The sequence below is a fragment of the Curtobacterium sp. Arg-1 genome (genome assembly GCF_025643395.1).
Lineage (GTDB): Bacteria > Actinomycetota > Actinomycetes > Actinomycetales > Microbacteriaceae > Curtobacterium > Curtobacterium poinsettiae.
On record NZ_CP095731.1, the window covers coordinates 3006521 to 3024556 of the forward strand.

The following is an 18036-nucleotide window of genomic DNA, read 5'->3' on the forward strand; positions in this document are numbered from 1 at the left end:
CGGTCAGCTGGTACGCAGGCGTCGCGCCAAGAGAGCGCCCTCGACGTCGATCATCAGCGGGAGGCGTGCCCGGTCCACCACACCGAACGAAGGATCGACGGTCACGAAGCCGTCGACCTCCCAGTGCTCAGCCGTGGCAACAAGCGCGGCACCTGCAGCGGTCAGGCCGAACTCTTCCATGAGGCCGGGGACGTCATCGGCGACCGCGTCGACACTGGCCCAGTGCATCTGGGTCGAACTCAGCAGGTCCCGCCAGGCCGATTTGTGCTGACGTGCCGCCCGCGGTCCCTTGCGATGCGCTGATTCGAAGATCTCGAACTCGGCGAACCCGCTGTCCACGATGCTCGTGTCGGCCAGGTCGAGGTGATCCCAGAACGCCGCAGCTCGGGCATGTTGTGGCTCCGCACGGTGGAGAACGCACTCGATGAAACTCGTCTCCACGAGGACCGCGGCGGGTCGGCCGGAGCATCTGTGGAACTCCAGGACCCGGTGCTCGTCGAAGTCATCGGAACCGAGCGACTCGAACACGGTCAGGGCACCCGGCGCAGACGCTCGATCGGCTCGACGCGGCAGTCCGGATCGATCGCCTCGATCGCACGCCGCCGACGCTCGCGGCGCTCTTCGAACGTGCCCTCAGGCCGAGGCGTCCGTGCGAACAACGCTCGGCGCTCGGCTGCTGTGGACGGGCTCGGCACCCGGCGGGGCGAGAGGGGCGACTCGGTGGATCCCATGATGCCTCCTTGGTTGATGCGATCAACCGTAGGAGCACCGACCGGACACCCCGAAACATTCCGTATTTCGCTCGCGGGGAGGGACGGACTACTCCGCAGCCGCCAGGACCGTCCGCCCGAGCCGCACGAAGTCGTCCACACCGATCGCCTCGCCCCGGGCGGTCGGGTCGATGCCCGCCGCCGTCAGCACCTCGGACGCGTGCGCACTGCCGCCGAGCACCCCGGACAGGCTCTGCCGCAGCATCTTGCGCCGCTGCTGGAACGCGGCGTCCACCAGCGTGAACACCCGCGACCGCAGACGCTCGTCACCCGGGGGCTCGTGCCGGTCGAAGGCCACCAGGACGCTGTCGACGTTCGGCACCGGCCAGAAGACCTGCCGGCTGACGAGCCCGGCGGTGCTCCACGACCCGTACCAGGCGGCCTTGACGCTCGGCGAACCGTAGACCTTGCTGCCGGGGCCGGCGGCGAGCCGGTACCCGACCTCGGCCTGCACCATCACGAGCGACCGCTCGATCGACGGGAAGGTCGCGAGCAGGTGCAGGAGCACGGGCACCGAGATGTTGTACGGCAGGTTCGCGACGAGGTGCGTCGGCTCGACGTGGAGGTCCGTGGCGGCGACGGTCATGGCGTCCTGCTGCACGACCGTCAGCCTGGCGTCCGGCTGCATCGACGACACCGTCGACGGCAGCTTGGCGGCCAGGCGCTTGTCGATCTCGACCGCGGTGACGGGGGCGCCGGTCTCGGTCAACCCGAGTGTCAGCGACCCGAGCCCCGGGCCGATCTCGAGCACCTGCGCCGACGGGGTGACGCCGGCGACGGACACGATGCGCCGCACGGTGTTGGCGTCGTGCACGAAGTTCTGGCCGAGCTTCTTCGTCGGGGTGACGTCGAGTTCGGCCGCGAGTTCCCGGATCTCCGCCGGGCCGAGCAGGGCACCCACGACTACTCGTCCACCGTCACGGGCTCGGCGTCCCACGCACCGTAGACGAGCTCGGTGTTCGAGGCGATCTGGGCCGCGAGCATCGAGGCATCGGTGCCCAGGGTCTCTGCCATCGACCGCAGGGTGAGCGGGATGAGGTACGGCGCGTTCGGACGACCACGGAACGGGGTGGGCGTCAGGAACGGCGCGTCGGTCTCGACCATGATCAGGTGCCGCGGGGCAACGACCAGGGCTTCACGCAGCATTGCGGCGTTCTTGAACGTCACGGTGCCGGCGAAGGACATGTACCAGCCGCGCTCGGCGCAGAGCCGGGCCAGGTCCGGGCCGCCGGAGAAGCAGTGGAAGACGGTGCGTTCCGGGGCACCCACGCGGTCGAGGACCTCGACCACGGCGTCGTGCGCATCGCGGTCGTGGATCGTCAGCGCGAGGTCGTGCTCCTTCGCGATGCGGATGTGCTCCTCGAACGAACGGACCTGGGCGTCGCGACCGTCCTCGCCGGTGCGGAAGAAGTCGAGGCCGGTCTCACCGATCGCCCGGACCCGCGGCAGCGCGGCGAGCCGTTCGATGCCGGCGAGGTGCTCGTCGAGCAGCCCCTGTTCCTGCAGTACGGGCGCTTCGTTCGGGTGCAGCGCGACGGCCGCCAGGACCCGGGGCTCCCGAGCGGCGATCGACGCGGACCACTCCGAGGTGGCGAGGTCCGTGCCGACCTGCACGACACCGCGGACGCCGACGCTGGAAGCACGGTCGAGGTGCTCGCGGTACTCGAGCGGACCGTCACCCCCGTCGCCGACACCGTCGGCGATCTCCATGTGGGTGTGGTTGTCGTACACCGGCACGACGAGCGCCTGGGGAAGCGGCGGGTACGTCAGGTCGCGCTTCGAGGCCCCGGACGCCCCGTCACTGCGGGACCGGACGTGCGACTCGGCGTCGGTCACTCGGAGACCTGCTCGATCCGGGGGAACAGCCCGCTCTCCAGTGGCACCACGTGCGACGCACCCTGCCACTCGTACGCGCGGTCGACCCGCTGCTCGGCGACGGACCCGCCGGCGCCGATCGAGGCCCAGAGCTTCTCGGTCGCCTTCGGCATGACCGGGGACAGCAGGACGGTGACGGTGCCGAGGCCGCGGAGCGCGGTGGTCAGGACCGTGCCGAGGCGCTCGCGCTCGGCGTCGTCCTTCGCCAGGGCCCAGGGCGCCTGCTCGGTGATGTACCCGTTCAGGGCGTCGACGAGCTCCCAGACGCTGGCGATCGCCTCGTGCGGGGCGAAGGCGGCGATCGCGGCGTCGGCACGCTCGGTGACCGACACGGCCAGGGCATCGATCGCCCGGTCGGACTCGGTCAGCGCACCGCGCGCCGGGACCTCGCCGTCGAAGTAACTTCTGCAGCATCGCGACCAGCCGGGACGCCAGGTTGCCGTAGCCGTTCGCGAGTTCGGCCTGGTAGCGCGCCGAGATGTCTTCCCAGCTGAAGTTGCCGTCCTGCCCGAAGGTGATGGCGCGCAGGAAGTAGTAGCGGAACGCGTCGGACCCGAACGTGTCGGTGATCTCGGACGGCGCGATGCCGGTCAGCTTCGACTTGGACATCTTCTCGCCGCCGACGAGCAGCCAGCCGTGGCCGAAGACGCGCTCCGGCACGGGCAGCCCCGCGGCCATGAGCATCGCCGGCCAGATGACGGCGTGGAACCGGGCGATGTCCTTGCCGACGATGTGCACGCTCGGCCAGAGGCGCTGGAAGGCCTCGTCGTCGTCGGTGCCGTAGCCGAGCGCCGTGACGTAGTTGAGCAGGGCGTCGAACCACACGTACAGCACGTGGTCGCTGTCCCAGGGGATCGTGATGCCCCAGTCGAAGCTGGAGCGCGAGATCGACAGGTCGCGCAGCCCCTGCTTGACGAACGAGATGATCTCGTTGCGGACGCTCTCGGGCTGGATGAACAGCGGGTTCGACTCGTACAGGTCGAGCAGGCGCTGCTCGAAGTCGGACATCCGGAAGAAGTAGTTGCGCTCGGCCAGGACCTCGACCGGGATCGAGTGGATCGCACAGACCTGCTGGCCCTCGTACGCACCGGTGCCGGCCACCAGGTCGCTCGGCTGCTTGTACTCTTCGCAACCCACGCAGTAGAAGCCCTCGAACTCACCGGCGTAGATGAAGCCGTCGTCGTAGAGCTTCTGCAGGAACGCCGTCACGCCACGCTCGTGGCGCTCGTCGGTGGTGCGGATGAAGTCGTCGTTCGCCACGTCGACCGTGTCGAGCAGTGGCTTCCAGGCGTCGTTGACCAGGCGGTCGGCCCATTCCTTGGGCGAGACGTCGTTCGCCGAGGCGGTGCGCAGGATCTTCTGCCCGTGCTCGTCGGTGCCGGTGAGCAGCCAGGTGTCGTCACCACGCTGCCGGTGCCAGCGCGCGAGGAAGTCCGCGGCGACCTCGGTGTAGGCGTGCCCGATGTGGGGCACGTCGTTCACGTAGAAGATCGGCGTGGTGATGCTGAACGAGGACCCGGCGGACATGCGGACCATCCTACGGGCGCTCCGAACCCTGATGACGCGTGCTGCGGTGGACTGTGGAGAACCGGGTCCGGGAGGCCCGTGACGGACCCGCCCCGCGCCTCCAGACCGGCGGACGCGAACGTGACGAGCCCCGCTCAGCGCGCCGCGAGCGCCCCTTCGTACAGGTCGCGCTTCGACAGCCCGGTCGCGTCCGCGACCGCCGCGGCGGCCTCCTTCATGCGCATGCCGGCGGCCACCCGCTCGAGCACCAGGCGCACCCCGTCGTCGAGCGTTGCCTCTTCGGTGGCCTCGGCGGCCCCGGCGACGACGATGCAGATCTCGCCCCGCACGCCCTCGGACGCCCACGTGACGAGTTCGTCGAGCGGCCCGCGGCGGACCTCCTCGTAGAGCTTGGTGAGCTCACGGCAGACCGCGGCGCGGCGGTCGCCCCCGAACCCGATCGCCATGTCGGCCAGGGTCTCGGCCAGCCGGTGCGGCGACTCGAAGAACACCATGGTCCGCTGCTCCCCTGCCAGCGCCTGGAAGACGCGGCGGCGTTCCCCGCCCTTGCGGGTCGGGAACCCCTCGAACGTGAAGCGGTCCGTCGGCAGCCCGGACACGGCGAGCGCCATCAGCACGGCCGACGGCCCGGGCAGCGCGGTGACGGTGACCCCGGCTGCGGCTGCGGCCTCGACGAGCGGGAAGCCCGGGTCGCTGATCGCGGGCATGCCGGCGTCGGTGAGGACGACGACGTCCTCGTCACGGGCGAGCTCGACGACCTCGGACGCCTTCGCCCGTTCGTTGTGCTCGTGCAGGGCGATGAGCCGCGGACGGTTCTCGATGCCCAGGGCGCGCATCAGGTGGATGGCGGTCCTGGTGTCCTCCGCCGCGACGACCGTGGCGTTGGAGAGGGTCTCGACGAGACGGCGCGAGGCGTCCCCGAGGTTGCCGATGGGCGTTGCTGCGAGGACGATCACGCACCCATTGTCCCCGCACGGTGACGCCGGCGCGGCCCGGCGCAGCCACACCGGCGTCGTCCAGCGCGGCCGCGCGGCGCGTGCACGCCCGTCGCAGCGGGGACAGAGGTCGATCCGTAGGATGCTCAGCGATGACCAGCGAGCTGACCGACGACCGCACGGCCGTGCCCGACCGGCCGGTCGGCTCGCGCCTGGACGACTGGTGGGGGCGGGTGCTCTCCACGTCGCAGCGGGTCGCCGTGTGGCGGTGGACGGGTCCGCTCGCCGTGACGCTCCTCGCCGCCGTGCTGCGGCTGGTGAACCTCGGCAACCCGCACTCGCTCGTGTTCGACGAGACGTACTACGTCAAGGACGGCTGGTCGATCGTGCACCTGGGGTACGAGGGCACCTGGCCCGCGAACCCGAGCGGTGACGGCGCCCCGACGACCGACGACCGGTTCGTCCGCGGCGAGACGGACGTCTTCACGAGTGCCGCTGAGTTCATCGCGCACCCGCCGCTCGGCAAGTACCTGATCGGCCTCGGGATGCTGCTGTTCGGGGCGGACAACTCGTTCGGTTGGCGCTTCACGGTGGCCGTGCTCGGCATCGCGACGGTGTTCCTCACCGCGGTGATCGCCCGGTCGCTGTTCCGCTCGACGATGATCGGCACGCTCGCCGGCTTCCTGCTCGCGATCGACGGGCAGGCCATCGTGATGTCGCGGGTGACGCTGCTCGACGGCATCCTGACGTTCTTCGTGATCCTGGGCTTCGGCGCGCTGTTGCTCGACCGGCGGCACAGCCAACGACGGCTCGACGCGTGGGTCGCCGACCGCGCCGCCGCCGGCCGGACCACCCTGTGGGGGCCGGTGCTCTGGTGGCGACCGTGGTTGTTCGCGATGGGCCTGGCCCTCGGGCTGGCGGCGGCGACGAAGTGGTCGGGGATGTACTTCCTGGCGTTCTTCGCCGTGTACTCGGTGCTGAGCGACATGATGATGCGCCGCCGGGCCGGGGTGGAGTTCTGGTCGTCGAGCGCGCTGCTGCAGCAGGCACCGGTGTCGTTCCTGCTGACCGTGCCGATCGCCGCGGTGACCTACGTGGCGTCGTGGACCGGATGGTTCGTGTCGAAGGACGGCTGGGACCGCAACTGGCTGTCGTCGGGCGGCGAACGGTGGACGGGGCTCCTCGCCTGGGTGCCGGACAGCCTGCAGAACTGGTGGCACTACCAGTCGGAGATCTACGCCTTCAACATCGGGCTGCACACCCCGCACTCGTACCAGGCGAACCCGCTGCTCTGGCTCGTGATGCAGCGCCCCACGTCGATGTTCTACGTCGGCACGGACGCCGGGCAGGACGGCTGCTGGGCGGACCGCTGCGGCGAGGCGATCACCGGCATCGCGAACCCGTTCATCTGGTACGCCTCGGTCATCGCGACGGTGGCGCTGCTCGTGCTCTGGGTCGTGCGCCGGAAGTGGGAGTACGGCTTCGTCCTGCTCGGCGTCGCGGCGGGGTACCTGCCCTGGCTGATGTACGTCGACCGGACGGTGTTCCAGTTCTACACGATCGCCTTCGAGCCCTACATGGTGATGGCGCTGGCCGCCGCGATCGGGTTGGTGCTCGGCAGACGGAGCGACGAACGGTCACGCCGGTCGCGGGCGATCCTGTGGGTCGGCGTGTACCTGGGCGTCGTCGTGCTCGCCTCGGTCTACTGGTACCCGATGTGGACGGCGATGCAGGTGCCGTGGGACTTCGTCCGGTCGCACTACTGGATCCCCAGCTGGCTCTAGCCGGCAGGTCCGGCAGGTCCGGTCGCGCCCGTCGCGGTGGGCGCGCTGGTGGCGACCACCGCCGGTCTGGAGGCCCGTGGCGGCGCCGCCACGGGCCTCCAGACCGCAGTGGTCAGGACTGCGCGTGCAGCGCGCGCTCGATCGACTCGCGGTCGAGCGGGTCGCCGAGCATCGGCGCGGTGTCGTCCGTGCCCGGCAGGACACCCTGGATCAGGAGCTCCGCGTAGCGGCGCCACGCGTCCGGGTCGTGCTCGCGAGTGGCATCGGCGACCGCGCCGACCATCGCCGTGAGCATCGGCAGATCGCGGTAGTCGAAGCCCGGCCGGACGACGCCGGCGGTCTCGGCACGGCCGATGATCGCGGCGACCTGACGTTCGAGCCGGTCGCGCTCCTGCACGATGGACGGGCGGGCCTTGCCGGCACGGACGATGGCGTCGGCGAGGGCACGGTCGCGGGCGCGGAACGCGAAGACGCCCATCAGGTAGACCCGGAGTGCCTCACGCGGGTCGGACACGTCCGCGGCGCGCGCTGCGGCGTCGTTCATGGCCTCGAACTTGGTGGCGAGCAGCGCCTCGATCAGGGAGTCCTTGTCGGCGAACCGGCGGTAGACGGTGCCGACGCCGACACCGGCCTCGTGCGCGATGTCGTTCAGCGTGACGGAGAGCCCGCGTTCCGCGAAGCACTTGCGTGCCGTCTGCAGGATCAGCTCGCGGTTGCGCGCAGCGTCGGCGCGCAGCGGTCGCTCGAGGTCGGACGCGGACTCGGTGGTGCTCACGATCTGACCGTAGTTGCACTTTCTGGGAACAAGTGGATGCCATCCTTCCGTTTCGGTCTACACTGGCCACAAACGGATGCCTCGCATCCGGTTTCGTCACCACCACACCACCGGAGTGCCCGACGGCGCGCACCTCCACCTCACCCTCCAACCTTCTCGAGGAGGCTGCCGTGACGGCAGAACACACCGTGCCGACCCCCACCGGGACAGCACCCACGACTCCGGGCACCACCCCCGCCAAGAGCAACCACCGTTGGATCGCCCTGGCGGTCATCGCCCTCGCACAGCTGATGGTCGTGCTCGACGCGACCATCGTGAACATCGCCCTGCCCTCGGCCCAGGCCGACCTGGACTTCGGCACCGACCAGCGACAGTGGATCGTCACCGCGTACTCGCTGGCCTTCGGTTCGCTGCTGCTGCTCGGCGGGCGCCTCGGCGACCTGTTCGGACGCAAGAACACCTTCATCATCGGGCTCGTCGGCTTCGCCGTCGCCTCGGTGCTCGGTGGCCTGGCCGACTCGTTCGGCCTGCTCGTCGCGGCCCGCGCACTGCAGGGCGTCTTCGGCGCGCTGCTCGCCCCGTCCGCACTCGGCATGCTGACCACCACGTTCCGCGACCCCAAGGAACGTGGCCGCGCGTTCGGCATCTTCGGCTCCATCGCCGGCTCCGGCGCGGCCATCGGCCTGCTGCTCGGCGGCGTGCTGACCGAGTACGCGTCCTGGCGCTGGTGCCTCTACGTCAACGTCGTCTTCGCCGTGCTCGGCGTGATCGGCGCCCTCGTCTTCATGGAGAAGCCGCCGAAGGTCGAGCGTCCGCGCATCGACGTGCTCGGCGTCATCACCATCACGCTCGGTCTGGTCGGCGTCGTCTACGGCTTCTCGAACGCCGAGACGAACGGCTGGGACTCCCCCGTCACGATCGCCATGCTCGCCGGTGGTGTCGTGCTGATCGCCGCGTTCGTGTTCATCGAGACCCGCGTCGCCCACCCGCTGCTGCCCCTGCGCGTCGTGCTCGACCGTGACCGCGGCGGCTCGTTCATCGCGATCGGCCTCGTCGCGATCGGCATGTTCGGCATCTTCCTGTTCCTGACCTACTACCTGGAGCAGACCCTGGGCTTCAGCTCGCTGCAGACCGGTCTCGCGTTCCTGCCGATGCCGCTGTCGATCATGATCTCGGCGACGCAGATCGGTGGCCGCCTGCTGCCGCGCGTCGGGCCGAAGATCCTCATCTTCGCCGGTGGCCTGGTCGCCGCGACCGGACTGCTCCTGCTGCTCCGCACCGACCTGGACAGCTCCTACGCGGGCACCGTCCTGCCGGCGCTGATCGTCATCGGTCTCGGCATGGGCACGATCTTCTCGTCCGCCATGAACACCGCGACCACCGGGGTCGCCCGGGCCGACGCCGGTGTGGCCTCGGCAACCGTCAACACCATGCAGCAGATCGGTGGCTCGATCGGCACGGCCCTGCTGTCGACGATCTTCGCCGACGTGGTGTCGAACAGCCTGTCCGGGCTGTCCGCCGCCCCGACGAAGCTGCAGCAGGCCCAGGCCACGCTCGACGGGTACCACGTGGCGTTCGGCATCTCGGCCGGCGTGCTCGTGCTCGTCGCCCTGGCCGGCGGACTGCTCATCAACCGGCAGTCGGTCCGGCTCGAGCGGCTCGCCCGCGCCGGGTCCGCGACGACCGGGAGCATCCCCGCCGCCGCGCACTGACGCTCGCGCTGCGCTGCGGCCCGCTCCGGTACTGCCGGGGTGGGCCGTTGTGCGTGGGGGGGCTGCGGCGACACCCGTTTCACGACGATCCACCTGTCGAACAACGCGTGCATCGTCGACGGATGCGCACGCACTCGGTGCCCGCGCATGTTCCGACGGACCACTCGTCGAACGACTGGTGGACCGTCGGTCACCGCCCACACGCGCACCCCCGGTTGCGCCGTGTGTCCACGACTCTGGCCCACGTCAGGGGTGCGGATTATGGTGGCCCGCATGGCCCCCGTCCTGACCTCACCACTCGTGTCGACGCAGTGGCTCGCAGACCACCTCGGTGCTGACGAGCTCGTCGTGCTCGACGCCTCGGTGCACACGGTCGGGGCCGGGTTCGACACCACCTGGCTGCCCGGACGCGACGCCCACGAACAGCGCGGCCACGTGCCCGGCGCCCGCTTCGCCGACCTGATCGACGCCTTCTCGGCCGCCGACGCCGACGTCCCCTTCACCCGCCCCGGTGCCGAGCGCTTCGAGGCCGCCGCGGGGCAGCTCGGCGTGACGAACACGTCGACCGTGGTCATCTACGACGACAGCGTCGGTGAGTGGTCAGCGCGCCTGTGGTGGATCTTCCGCTCGTTCGGCTTCGACTCGGTCGCGGTGCTCGACGGCGGCTTCACGAAGTGGCGCGACGAAGGCCGGCCGGTCCGCGTGGGTGCACTCCGCGCGCCGGCGGCGCCGTCCGGCCCCGACGCCGGCGCGTTCCTGGCCGGCGAAGAACGCGCGCTCTGGGCCGACCACGACCGCGTGACCCGTGCCGTCTCCGGTGAAGAGCCGGCGTCCCTGGTGTTCGCCGCCTCGTGGGCTGCCCTGGGCGACGACCACCCGCCGATCGTGCCGGGCAGCACCCCGATCACGGCGGACTCGCTGGTGGACCCCGAGACGAACGCGTACCTGCGCGGGGCCGAACTCGAGCGGGCCTTCGCCGCGGTGATCGGCGCCGACGAGATCGTCACCTACTGCGGGGTGGGCAGCGCCGCGTGCGTCGACGCCCTGGCCCTGACGGTGCTCGGGCACGACCGGGTGCAGGTCTACGACGGCTCGCTGGCCGACTGGTGGCGGCACGAGCAACTGGCGTCCTGACCGATCCGATCGCGGAACGACGGCCGCGCCTGGCCGGCGGCCGCCGACTGACTGCGGCCGGCTGACTGCCGCCGGCCGACGGCCGCGCCGCACTACCGTTGCACCATGAGCACCAGACGCGCGGTCATCCTCGGCGGCACCGGCGGCATCGGTTCGGCGGTCGCACGCGAGCTCCTCGACGCGTCCGGCCGGGGCGGCGACGACTGGCAGGTGGACGTCCTCGCCCGCCGGGGCGGCCCCGCAGCGGACGCCCTGACCGCCTCCGGCGCCACGTTCACGTCCGGTGACCGCCGCGACCAGTCCGTCCTGCGCGACCTGCTGCGCCCGGGAGCCGACCTGCTCGTCGACACCGTCGGCCTGACCCGTGACGACGCCCAGCAGCTCCTGCCGTTCCTCGACGACGTCGGCTCGACGGTCTTCGTGTCGTCCAGGTCGGTGTACGCCGACGAGCAGGGGCGGCACGCGAACTCGCTCGACAAGCCGGTGTTCGGCGGCGCGGTCACCGAGATCCAGCCCACGGTCACCGCCGGCGACGGCGACCCGACGAGTCGTGACGGCTACGGCGCCGCGAAGGTGGCGGCCGAGCAGGTCCTGCTCGACCACGGTGCCCCGGTCACGGTGCTCCGCCCGTCGAAGGTGTACGGCGTCGGCATCGGCCGCCCACGGGAGTGGTTCGTCGTCCGCCGTGTGCTCGACGGCCGGGAACGCGTCCTGCTCGCCGACCACGGCCGCGGCGTCGACCACACGACGGCGGCGAGCGGCATCGGCTCGCTCGTCCGTGTGGTCGCGGACGCGCCGGACCGCCGGATCCTCAACGTCGCGGACGCCTCGGCCCCGACCGCGCTCGAGATCGTCCGGACGATCGGCGGGCACCTGGACCACCGGTTCGACGAGGTCCTGCTCGACGAGGACGCGCCCGCCTTCGTCGGCGGCACGCCATGGTCGTCACGACCGCCGTTCGTCCTCGACACCACGGCGGCACGCGCACTGGGATGGGAACCGCCGGAGTTCGCGACCGCCGTCCTTCCCGAACTCGACTGGCTCGTCGAGACCGCCCGCGCCACCCCTGCGGACGGCGACGTGCCGTGGGCCGACGACCCCTTCTGGGAGCACCTGTTCGACTACGGTCCCGAGGACGCCGCACTCGCACTCCTCTCCCTCGACCTGGGCTGACACGGTGTTCCGGTCCGAGGTCCTGTTCATCGGCGGACGCTCCGGCGTGGGCAAGTCGACGGCGGCCGAGGCGCTGCACGACCTGCTCGTCGCGGCGGACGTCCGGCACGCGGTGATCGAGGGCGACCTGCTCGACCTGGCCCACCCGGCACCGCACGTCGAACACCCCGAGGCGCACCTGACGGAGCGGAACCTCGCCGCGCTCTGGGCCGGCTACCGGGCGATCGGACACCACCGGCTCGTCTACACGAACACCGTGTCCGTGCTCGAACACGAGCGCCTCGCTGCGGCGATGGGCGACGACCCGCTGGTGCGTGTCGTCCTGCTCCGTGCCGCGGACGACACGACCGCCGAACGGCTCGCACGACGGGCGGGTGGCGCGGTCCCGCAGGCGCAGCTCGCGCACAGCACGCGGACGGCCGGGAGGCTCGACTCGGCCACCGCGGACACCGTCACCCGGGTGGACACGGACGGCCAGAGCCCCGCCCAGGTGGCCGCACGGCTCGCGTCGCTCACGGGATGGCTCCCGCGCTGATCCCCCTGCGCAGCCTGTGCACAGCGCGCAGCTCGTCCACAGATCCCCCCGAGCGGTGGTCCGTCCAGTCGCCCGAGGGCACGCTGGAGCCATGAACGACAACCGCCTCGGCACCTCGGTCAGCCCCTACCTGCGGCTGCACGCCGACAACCCGGTCGACTGGCGCGAATGGGGCCCCGAAGCCTTCGCCGAAGCACGCGAGCGCGGGGTCCCGGTGCTGGTGTCCGTGGGGTACGCCACGTGCCACTGGTGCCACGTCATGGCGCGCGAGAGCTTCGCCGACCCGGAGATCGGCGAGCTGCTCCGGCGGGACTTCGTGTCGGTCAAGGTCGACCGCGAAGAGCGCCCTGACGTGGACGCGAGCCTGATGGCCTCGGCGAGTGCGTTCACGCAGCAGCTCGGCTGGCCGCTGACGACGTTCCTGACGCCCGACGGCCACGTCTTCTTCGCGGGGACGTACTTCCCACCCACTCCCGTCGGGCAGGTCCCGGCGTTCCGGCAGATCCTGGCATCAGTGCTCGACGCCTGGACCGAACGTCGGCACGAGGTCGACGCGAACGCCTCGGCCATCGCGACGGCGATCCGGCAGGGCGCCGTGGCGGACGCGACCGCCCGCTCGGGCGAGAGCGGTGCCGGAGCCGACCCGGGCCTCCCGTCCGTCGACACCGTCCGGGCCGTCACGAGCCAGCTGTTGCAGGCAGAGGACACCACCTACGGTGGTTTCGGCGGCGCGCCGAAGTTCCCGAGCACGCCGTTGCTCGAGTTCCTCGCCGACGCGGCGGCCGACGGCGACGCCGACGCCGACGGGTTGCTCGACCGGTCGTTGCACGCGATCCGCGCGTCCGAGCTGACCGACGCCGACGGCGGCGTCTTCCGGTACGCCACCAGGCGCGACTGGAGCGTGCCGCACTACGAACAGATGCTCTCCGACAACGCGGGGCTGCTCGCGGTCGCCGGTGCCGAGCAGGCCCGTGGCATCGCCGACTTCCTGCGGGACACCCTGCGCCGCGCCGACGGGGCGTTCGTCGCCGCACAGGACAGCGAATCGACCATCGACGGCCGTCGGGTCGAGGGCGAGTGGTACCGCCGACCGATCGCCGAGCGCGCACAGCTCGACCCACCACCGCTGGACGACCAGGTGCTCACGGGGTGGAACGGCCTGGCGATCCGGGGGCTCGCGATCGCCGGCGCACGGCACGGTGATCCGGAACTCGTCGCGCTCGCCCGGGGTGCGGCCGACGCGGTCCTCGCCGCCCACGTGCAGGACGGCCACGTGTCGGTGCGGTCCAGCACACCGCGCGGGGTGTCCTCGGCACCGGCCACCGTCGAGGACGTCGGACTGCTGGCCGAAGGGCTGCTCGAACTGGCCCTGGTGTCGGGCGAGGTCTCCTACGCGACCGTCGCACGCTCGCTCGTCGACGACGGTCTGGCCGAACGCTTCGACGTCGACCCGGTGCTGGCCGCTGCGGGGACGGCCACCGGCGAACAGCCGCAGACCGCGATGCGGTCCGGCACGGTGGCGCTGGCATCGGCCGCCGCGACACTCGGGGCGCTGACGGGCGACCAGGAACTGCGGACCGCCGCGGCACGACTCGTCGCCGACCGGGCCCGCACCGGGACCGAACGCCCCCTGGGCCACGCGGACGCCCTCGGTGTCGCCCTCGCCCTGCAGCGGCCGTCACGGGAGATCGTCGTCGTCACGAGCAGCACCGACGATCCGATGCGGGCCGTTGCACACCGTGCTCGGCGCCCCGGCACGGTCGTCGCCACCACCACGCCGGAACAGGCCCGCCACTGGGCCGCGGCGGGGTTCTCGTTGTTCGAGGGACGCGATGTGCTCGACCCCGCTGCGTACGTCTGCCACGACCGGGTGTGTGACCTGCCGTCCCGGTCGGCGGACGCGCTGGCCGGGCAGATCGGCTGACGCCCCTCCCGCCCGGCGCGCCTGTATCCTGGAATGCTCATGTCTTCTCCGCTGCCCGTCATCACGTACCCGCCCGAACTGCCGGTCTCGCAGCGGCGGGACGACATCGCGGCTGCCATCCGTGACAACCAGGTGGTCATCGTCGCCGGGGCCACCGGCTCGGGCAAGACGACCCAGCTGCCGAAGATCTGCCTCGAGCTCGGTCGGGAGCACATCGGGCACACCCAGCCCCGTCGGATCGCAGCCCGGACCATCGCGGAGCGTGTGGCGGAAGAACTGGGCGGCGGCGAACTCGGCGGACTCGTGGGCTACCAGGTCCGGTTCACCGACAAGGTCAGCTCCGAGACCCGCGTGAAGCTGATGACCGACGGCATCCTGCTGAACGAGATCCACTTCGACCGCGACCTCAAGCGGTACGACACGATCATCATCGACGAGGCACACGAGCGGTCCCTGACGATCGACTTCCTGCTCGGCTACCTGAAGCGGCTGCTCCCCCGGCGCCCCGACCTGAAGCTCATCATCACGAGTGCGACGATCGACCCGGAGTCGTTCTCGAAGCACTTCGACGACGCCCCCATCATCGAGGTGTCCGGCCGCACCTACCCGGTCGAGATCCGGTACCGCCCCCTCGTCGCCGAAGACCAGGACGACGACGCCGACGACGAGTCGGACTCCCGCACCGGTGACAGCGGCAACGCTGCCGACGACCGCGACACCCTGCAGGGCATCACCGACGCCCTCGACGAGCTGGCGCAGGAGGACCCGGGCGACGTGCTCGTGTTCCTGTCCGGCGAGAACGAGATCCGCGACGCGCAGGACGCGATCGAGGGCAAGCGCTATCCGGGCACCGAGGTCCTGCCGCTGTACGGCCGGCTGTCCGCCGCCGACCAGCACCGCGTCTTCGAGCGCCGGCACACCCCGGGCATCCGCCGTCGTGTCGTCCTCGCCACGAACGTCGCCGAGACCTCGCTCACCGTACCCGGCATCAAGTACGTCATCGACACCGGGACGGCGCGCATCTCGCGGTACTCCCCGCGAGCCAAGGTGCAGCGTCTGCCGATCGAGGCGATCTCGCAGGCCAGCGCCAGCCAGCGCTCCGGCCGAGCGGGCCGCACGAGTGCCGGCATCGCGATCCGGCTCTACTCGGAGGACGACTTCGGCCGTCGCCCCGAGTACACCGACCCCGAGATCCTCCGCACGAACCTGGCCGCGGTGATCCTGCAGATGATCTCGCTCGGCTTCGGGGACATCGAGTCGTTCCCGTTCCTGCAGCCGCCGGACAGCCGGGGCGTGAAGGACGGCCTCGACCTGCTGCGCGAACTCCGCGCCGTCGACAAGGACGGCCGCATCACGAAGTCCGGGCGGCAGCTGACCCGGCTGCCGATCGACCCCCGCCTCGGTCGCATGGTGCTCGAAGCCGGGCGCCAGGGCGTCGGGCGCGAGGTCATCGCCATCGTCAGCGCCCTGAGCATCCAGGACCCCCGCGAGCGCCCCCTCGAGAAGCGTGCGCACGCCGACCAGCTGCACGCCCGCTTCGCCGACCCGACGAGTGACTTCCTGACCCTGCTGAACCTCTGGAACCACATCGAGGAGCAGCAGGAGGAACTGTCGTCGAGCGCGTTCCGGCGGCTGTGCAAGGCCGAGTTCCTCAACTACCTGCGCATCCGCGAGTGGCAGGACCTGTACCGGCAGCTCTCCCGCGCCGCGAAGCAGGTCGACGTCCGTGTCGGGCAGGCACGCTCCGAGGACGGCGACGCCGTGCACCGGGCCCTGCTCTCCGGACTCCTCAGCCAGATCGGGCTGCGCGACCGCGAGAAGCGCGACTACCTCGGCTCCCGGAACACCCGGTTCGTGGTGTTCCCGGGCAGTGTGCTCGCGAAGAAGCAGCCCGACGCGGTGATGGCCGCCGAGCTCGTCGAGACGAGCCGGCTCTTCGCCCGGACCGTCGGCCGGATCGACCCCGCGTGGGTGGAGCCGCTCGCCGGTGACCTGCTCAAGCGCACCTACGGGGAGCCGCACTGGGAGAAGAAGCAGGGGGCGGTCGTCGCCTACGAGCGCGTGACCCTGTTCGGCGTCCCGATCGTGCAGCGCCGCCGCGTGCAGTACTCGCGGATCGACCCGGAACACTCCCGCGAGCTGTTCATCCGGCACGCCCTGGTCGAGGGCGAGTGGGAATCGCAGCAGGCCTTCGACCGCGCCAACCGGAAGCTTCGCAAGGAACTCGAGCAGCTCGAGGAACGCACCCGTCGCCGCGACATCCTGCTCGACGACGAGAACGTCTACGAGTTCTACGACGCCCGCATCCCGGCCGACGTCGCGACGACCCGCGACTTCGAGGGGTGGTGGCGGACCACCCGCCGCGAGCAGCCGGACCTGCTCACGATGCGCCGGTCGGACCTGCTGGACGAATCCGCAGCCGAAGCGGCCGAGGACGACGTCGAGTACCCGACCCAGTGGCACAGCGGCGACCAGCGCCTCGCCATCCAGTACCGCTTCGAGCCCGGCGCCCAGGACGACGGCGTGAGCGTGCAGGTCCCCCTCGCGCTCCTGCCCCGGATGCGCGAGGAGGGCTTCGACTGGCAGGTCCGTGGCCTCCGGAGAGAACTCGTCACCGCGCTCATCAAGTCGCTGCCGAAGCAGATCCGCAAGAACGTGGTGCCGGCGGCCGACTGGGCCGAGAAGATCGTCGCCGAACTGCCCGACGACGCCCCGACCGAGCCGACGGAGTCGTTCCGCGCCACCCTCGCCAAGGCGATCCAGCGCATGACCTACGTGCCGGTCTCCGAGTCCGACTTCGACCTGACCCGCGTCCCCGCACACCTGCTGCCGACATGGGCGGTGGTCGACGAGCGCGGTCGCCGGGTCGAGACCGGCAAGGACCTGTCGGCCCTGCAGACCAAGCTCAAGGACCGGACCCAGCAGAGCGTCGCCTCCGCCACGGCGAAGGGCGCGGGACGGTCAGGAGGCGCGGCTCGCGTCGCGTCCGCCGGCGCCGGTCGCCCGCTGGAACAGTCCGGACTCACCGCCTGGCCCGACCAGGACCTGCCGCAGACCCTCGACACCAAGCAGGCCGGCGGCGTCATCCGGGCGTACCCGTCCCTGGTCGAGGAAGGCACCGGTCCGAAGGCGACCGTCGGCGTGCAGCTGCTCGCCACACCGTCCGACCGCGTCGTCCGGATGCCCGCCGGGGTCCGTCGTCTGGTGATGCACGCGGTGCCGTCGCCCGTGTCGTACATCCAGTCGCACCTGACCGCGCAGGAGAAGCTCGCCCTCGCGGCCAGCCCCTACCCGTCGACCGCCGCGCTGTTCGACGACGTCCTGGCCGCCGTGGTCGACGCCGGCATCCGCCGCGCGCACCCGGACGGCATGGTCTTCACGAAGGCCGGGTTCGAGGCCGTCCGCGATGCAGTGTCGGCCACCGTCGTCGACACGATGTTCACCGCCGTGTCCGAGGTCGCGGCTGTCCTGGCCGCGCAACGCTCCGCCGAACGAGCGCTCAAGCAGGCGAATTCGATGTCGCTGCTCGCCGCCCTCAGCGACATGCGGCAGCAGATGGAACGCCTGGTGTTCCCCGGGTTCGTCGCCGTCGCGGGGCTCGACCGCCTGCGTCGGATCCGCGTGTACCTGCAGGGCATCGAGGCGCGCGTGCAGAAGCTGTTGCAGAACCCGGGGCGCGACGCCACGTGGATGCGCGAGGTCACCGTGGCGACCGACCGCTACACCGACGCCGGCGGTGTCTTCCCGCCCGCGGTCGGGGCGCACCCGGAGCTCGTGCACGCGCGGTGGATGCTCGAGGAGTTCCGGCTCAGCCTGTTCGCGCAGGAACTCGGGACCGCCGAGACCGTCTCGTTGCAGCGGATCACGAAGGCCCTGACCGCCGCGCGCTGAT

The 18036-nt window shown here is 71.1% G+C and carries 13 protein-coding genes and 1 pseudogene; 7 read left to right on the forward strand and 7 right to left on the reverse strand.

The genetic code is table 11. The features are described from left to right. Positions 1–3: 3 nt before the first annotated feature. The 6 genes and pseudogenes from MXD64_RS14380 to rsmI form a co-directional block, all read right to left on the reverse strand. Positions 4–528, reverse strand: a complete 525-nt coding sequence (locus tag MXD64_RS14380; protein ID WP_263136674.1) for a hypothetical protein — start codon at positions 526–528, stop codon at positions 4–6. Between the two features lie 2 nt (positions 529–530). Further along, positions 531–731 carry a hypothetical protein gene (locus MXD64_RS14385; RefSeq protein ID WP_042541216.1) on the reverse strand — a complete coding sequence of 67 codons (201 nt, stop codon included), beginning with the start codon at positions 729–731 and terminating at the stop codon, positions 531–533. A gap of 88 nt (positions 732–819) precedes the next feature. Beyond that, on the reverse strand, positions 820–1671 hold the full coding sequence (gene rsmA / locus MXD64_RS14390; protein ID WP_259576192.1) for a 16S rRNA (adenine(1518)-N(6)/adenine(1519)-N(6))-dimethyltransferase RsmA: 852 nt from the start codon (positions 1669–1671) through the stop codon (positions 820–822). A gap of 2 nt (positions 1672–1673) precedes the next feature. Further along, positions 1674–2606 carry a TatD family hydrolase gene (locus MXD64_RS14395; RefSeq protein WP_140448828.1) on the reverse strand — a complete coding sequence of 311 codons (933 nt, stop codon included), beginning with the start codon at positions 2604–2606 and terminating at the stop codon, positions 1674–1676. Further along, positions 2603–4172: pseudogene (metG, locus tag MXD64_RS14400) on the reverse strand (methionine--tRNA ligase). Before metG ends, MXD64_RS14395 begins: the two are co-directional and overlap by 4 nt. Before the next feature lie 134 nt (positions 4173–4306). Further along, entirely contained in the window at positions 4307–5128 is an 822-nt protein-coding gene (gene rsmI / locus MXD64_RS14405) for a 16S rRNA (cytidine(1402)-2'-O)-methyltransferase (RefSeq protein ID WP_263136675.1), read from the reverse strand. A gap of 131 nt (positions 5129–5259) precedes the next feature. Between rsmI and MXD64_RS14410 the strand changes: the two genes are divergently transcribed. After that, the gene (locus MXD64_RS14410; protein ID WP_263136676.1) at positions 5260–6891 is read left to right on the forward strand and encodes a dolichyl-phosphate-mannose--protein mannosyltransferase; all 1632 of its coding nucleotides are present in this window, start codon (positions 5260–5262) and stop codon (positions 6889–6891) included. Between the two features lie 112 nt (positions 6892–7003). Here MXD64_RS14410 and MXD64_RS14415 read toward each other — a convergent pair whose 3' ends face one another. Beyond that, positions 7004–7666 carry a TetR/AcrR family transcriptional regulator gene (locus tag MXD64_RS14415; RefSeq protein WP_111024668.1) on the reverse strand — a complete coding sequence of 221 codons (663 nt, stop codon included), beginning with the start codon at positions 7664–7666 and terminating at the stop codon, positions 7004–7006. Positions 7667–7836: 170 nt separating this feature from the next. On the opposite strand from MXD64_RS14415, the gene MXD64_RS14420 reads away from it, so the two are divergent. From MXD64_RS14420 to hrpA, 6 genes are all read left to right on the forward strand, one after another. Then, positions 7837–9378, forward strand: coding sequence for an MFS transporter (locus MXD64_RS14420; protein ID WP_017886960.1), 1542 nt, complete (start codon positions 7837–7839; stop codon positions 9376–9378). A gap of 273 nt (positions 9379–9651) precedes the next feature. Then, positions 9652–10512, forward strand: a complete 861-nt coding sequence (locus MXD64_RS14425) for a sulfurtransferase (RefSeq protein WP_159556077.1) — start codon at positions 9652–9654, stop codon at positions 10510–10512. A gap of 105 nt (positions 10513–10617) precedes the next feature. Continuing rightward, on the forward strand, positions 10618–11685 hold the full coding sequence (locus tag MXD64_RS14430; RefSeq protein WP_263136677.1) for an NAD-dependent epimerase/dehydratase family protein: 1068 nt from the start codon (positions 10618–10620) through the stop codon (positions 11683–11685). 4 nt (positions 11686–11689) lie between these two features. Then, the gene (locus tag MXD64_RS14435) at positions 11690–12220 is read left to right on the forward strand and encodes an AAA family ATPase (protein ID WP_017886963.1); all 531 of its coding nucleotides are present in this window, start codon (positions 11690–11692) and stop codon (positions 12218–12220) included. A gap of 91 nt (positions 12221–12311) precedes the next feature. After that, positions 12312–14144 (forward strand): thioredoxin domain-containing protein, encoded by a 1833-nt coding sequence (locus tag MXD64_RS14440; RefSeq protein ID WP_263136678.1) that lies wholly within the window; start codon positions 12312–12314, stop codon positions 14142–14144. Positions 14145–14183: 39 nt separating this feature from the next. After that, positions 14184–18035, forward strand: a complete 3852-nt coding sequence (gene hrpA / locus MXD64_RS14445) for an ATP-dependent RNA helicase HrpA (protein WP_263136679.1) — start codon at positions 14184–14186, stop codon at positions 18033–18035. The last annotated feature ends 1 nt before the right edge of the window (position 18036 follow it).

Bases quoted from the DNA above. Each gene is read 5' to 3' on its own strand.
- MXD64_RS14385 (WP_042541216.1), bottom strand. From the start codon at position 731: ATGGGATCCACCGAGTCGCCCCTCTCGCCCCGCCGGGTGCCGAGCCCG.
- MXD64_RS14410 (WP_263136676.1), top strand. From the start codon at position 5,260: ATGACCAGCGAGCTGACCGACGACCGCACGGCCGTGCCCGACCGGCCG.
- MXD64_RS14425 (WP_159556077.1), top strand. From the start codon at position 9,652: ATGGCCCCCGTCCTGACCTCACCACTCGTGTCGACGCAGTGGCTCGCA.
- MXD64_RS14430 (WP_263136677.1), top strand. From the start codon at position 10,618: ATGAGCACCAGACGCGCGGTCATCCTCGGCGGCACCGGCGGCATCGGT.
- MXD64_RS14440 (WP_263136678.1), top strand. From the start codon at position 12,312: ATGAACGACAACCGCCTCGGCACCTCGGTCAGCCCCTACCTGCGGCTG.
- hrpA (WP_263136679.1), top strand. From the start codon at position 14,184: ATGTCTTCTCCGCTGCCCGTCATCACGTACCCGCCCGAACTGCCGGTC.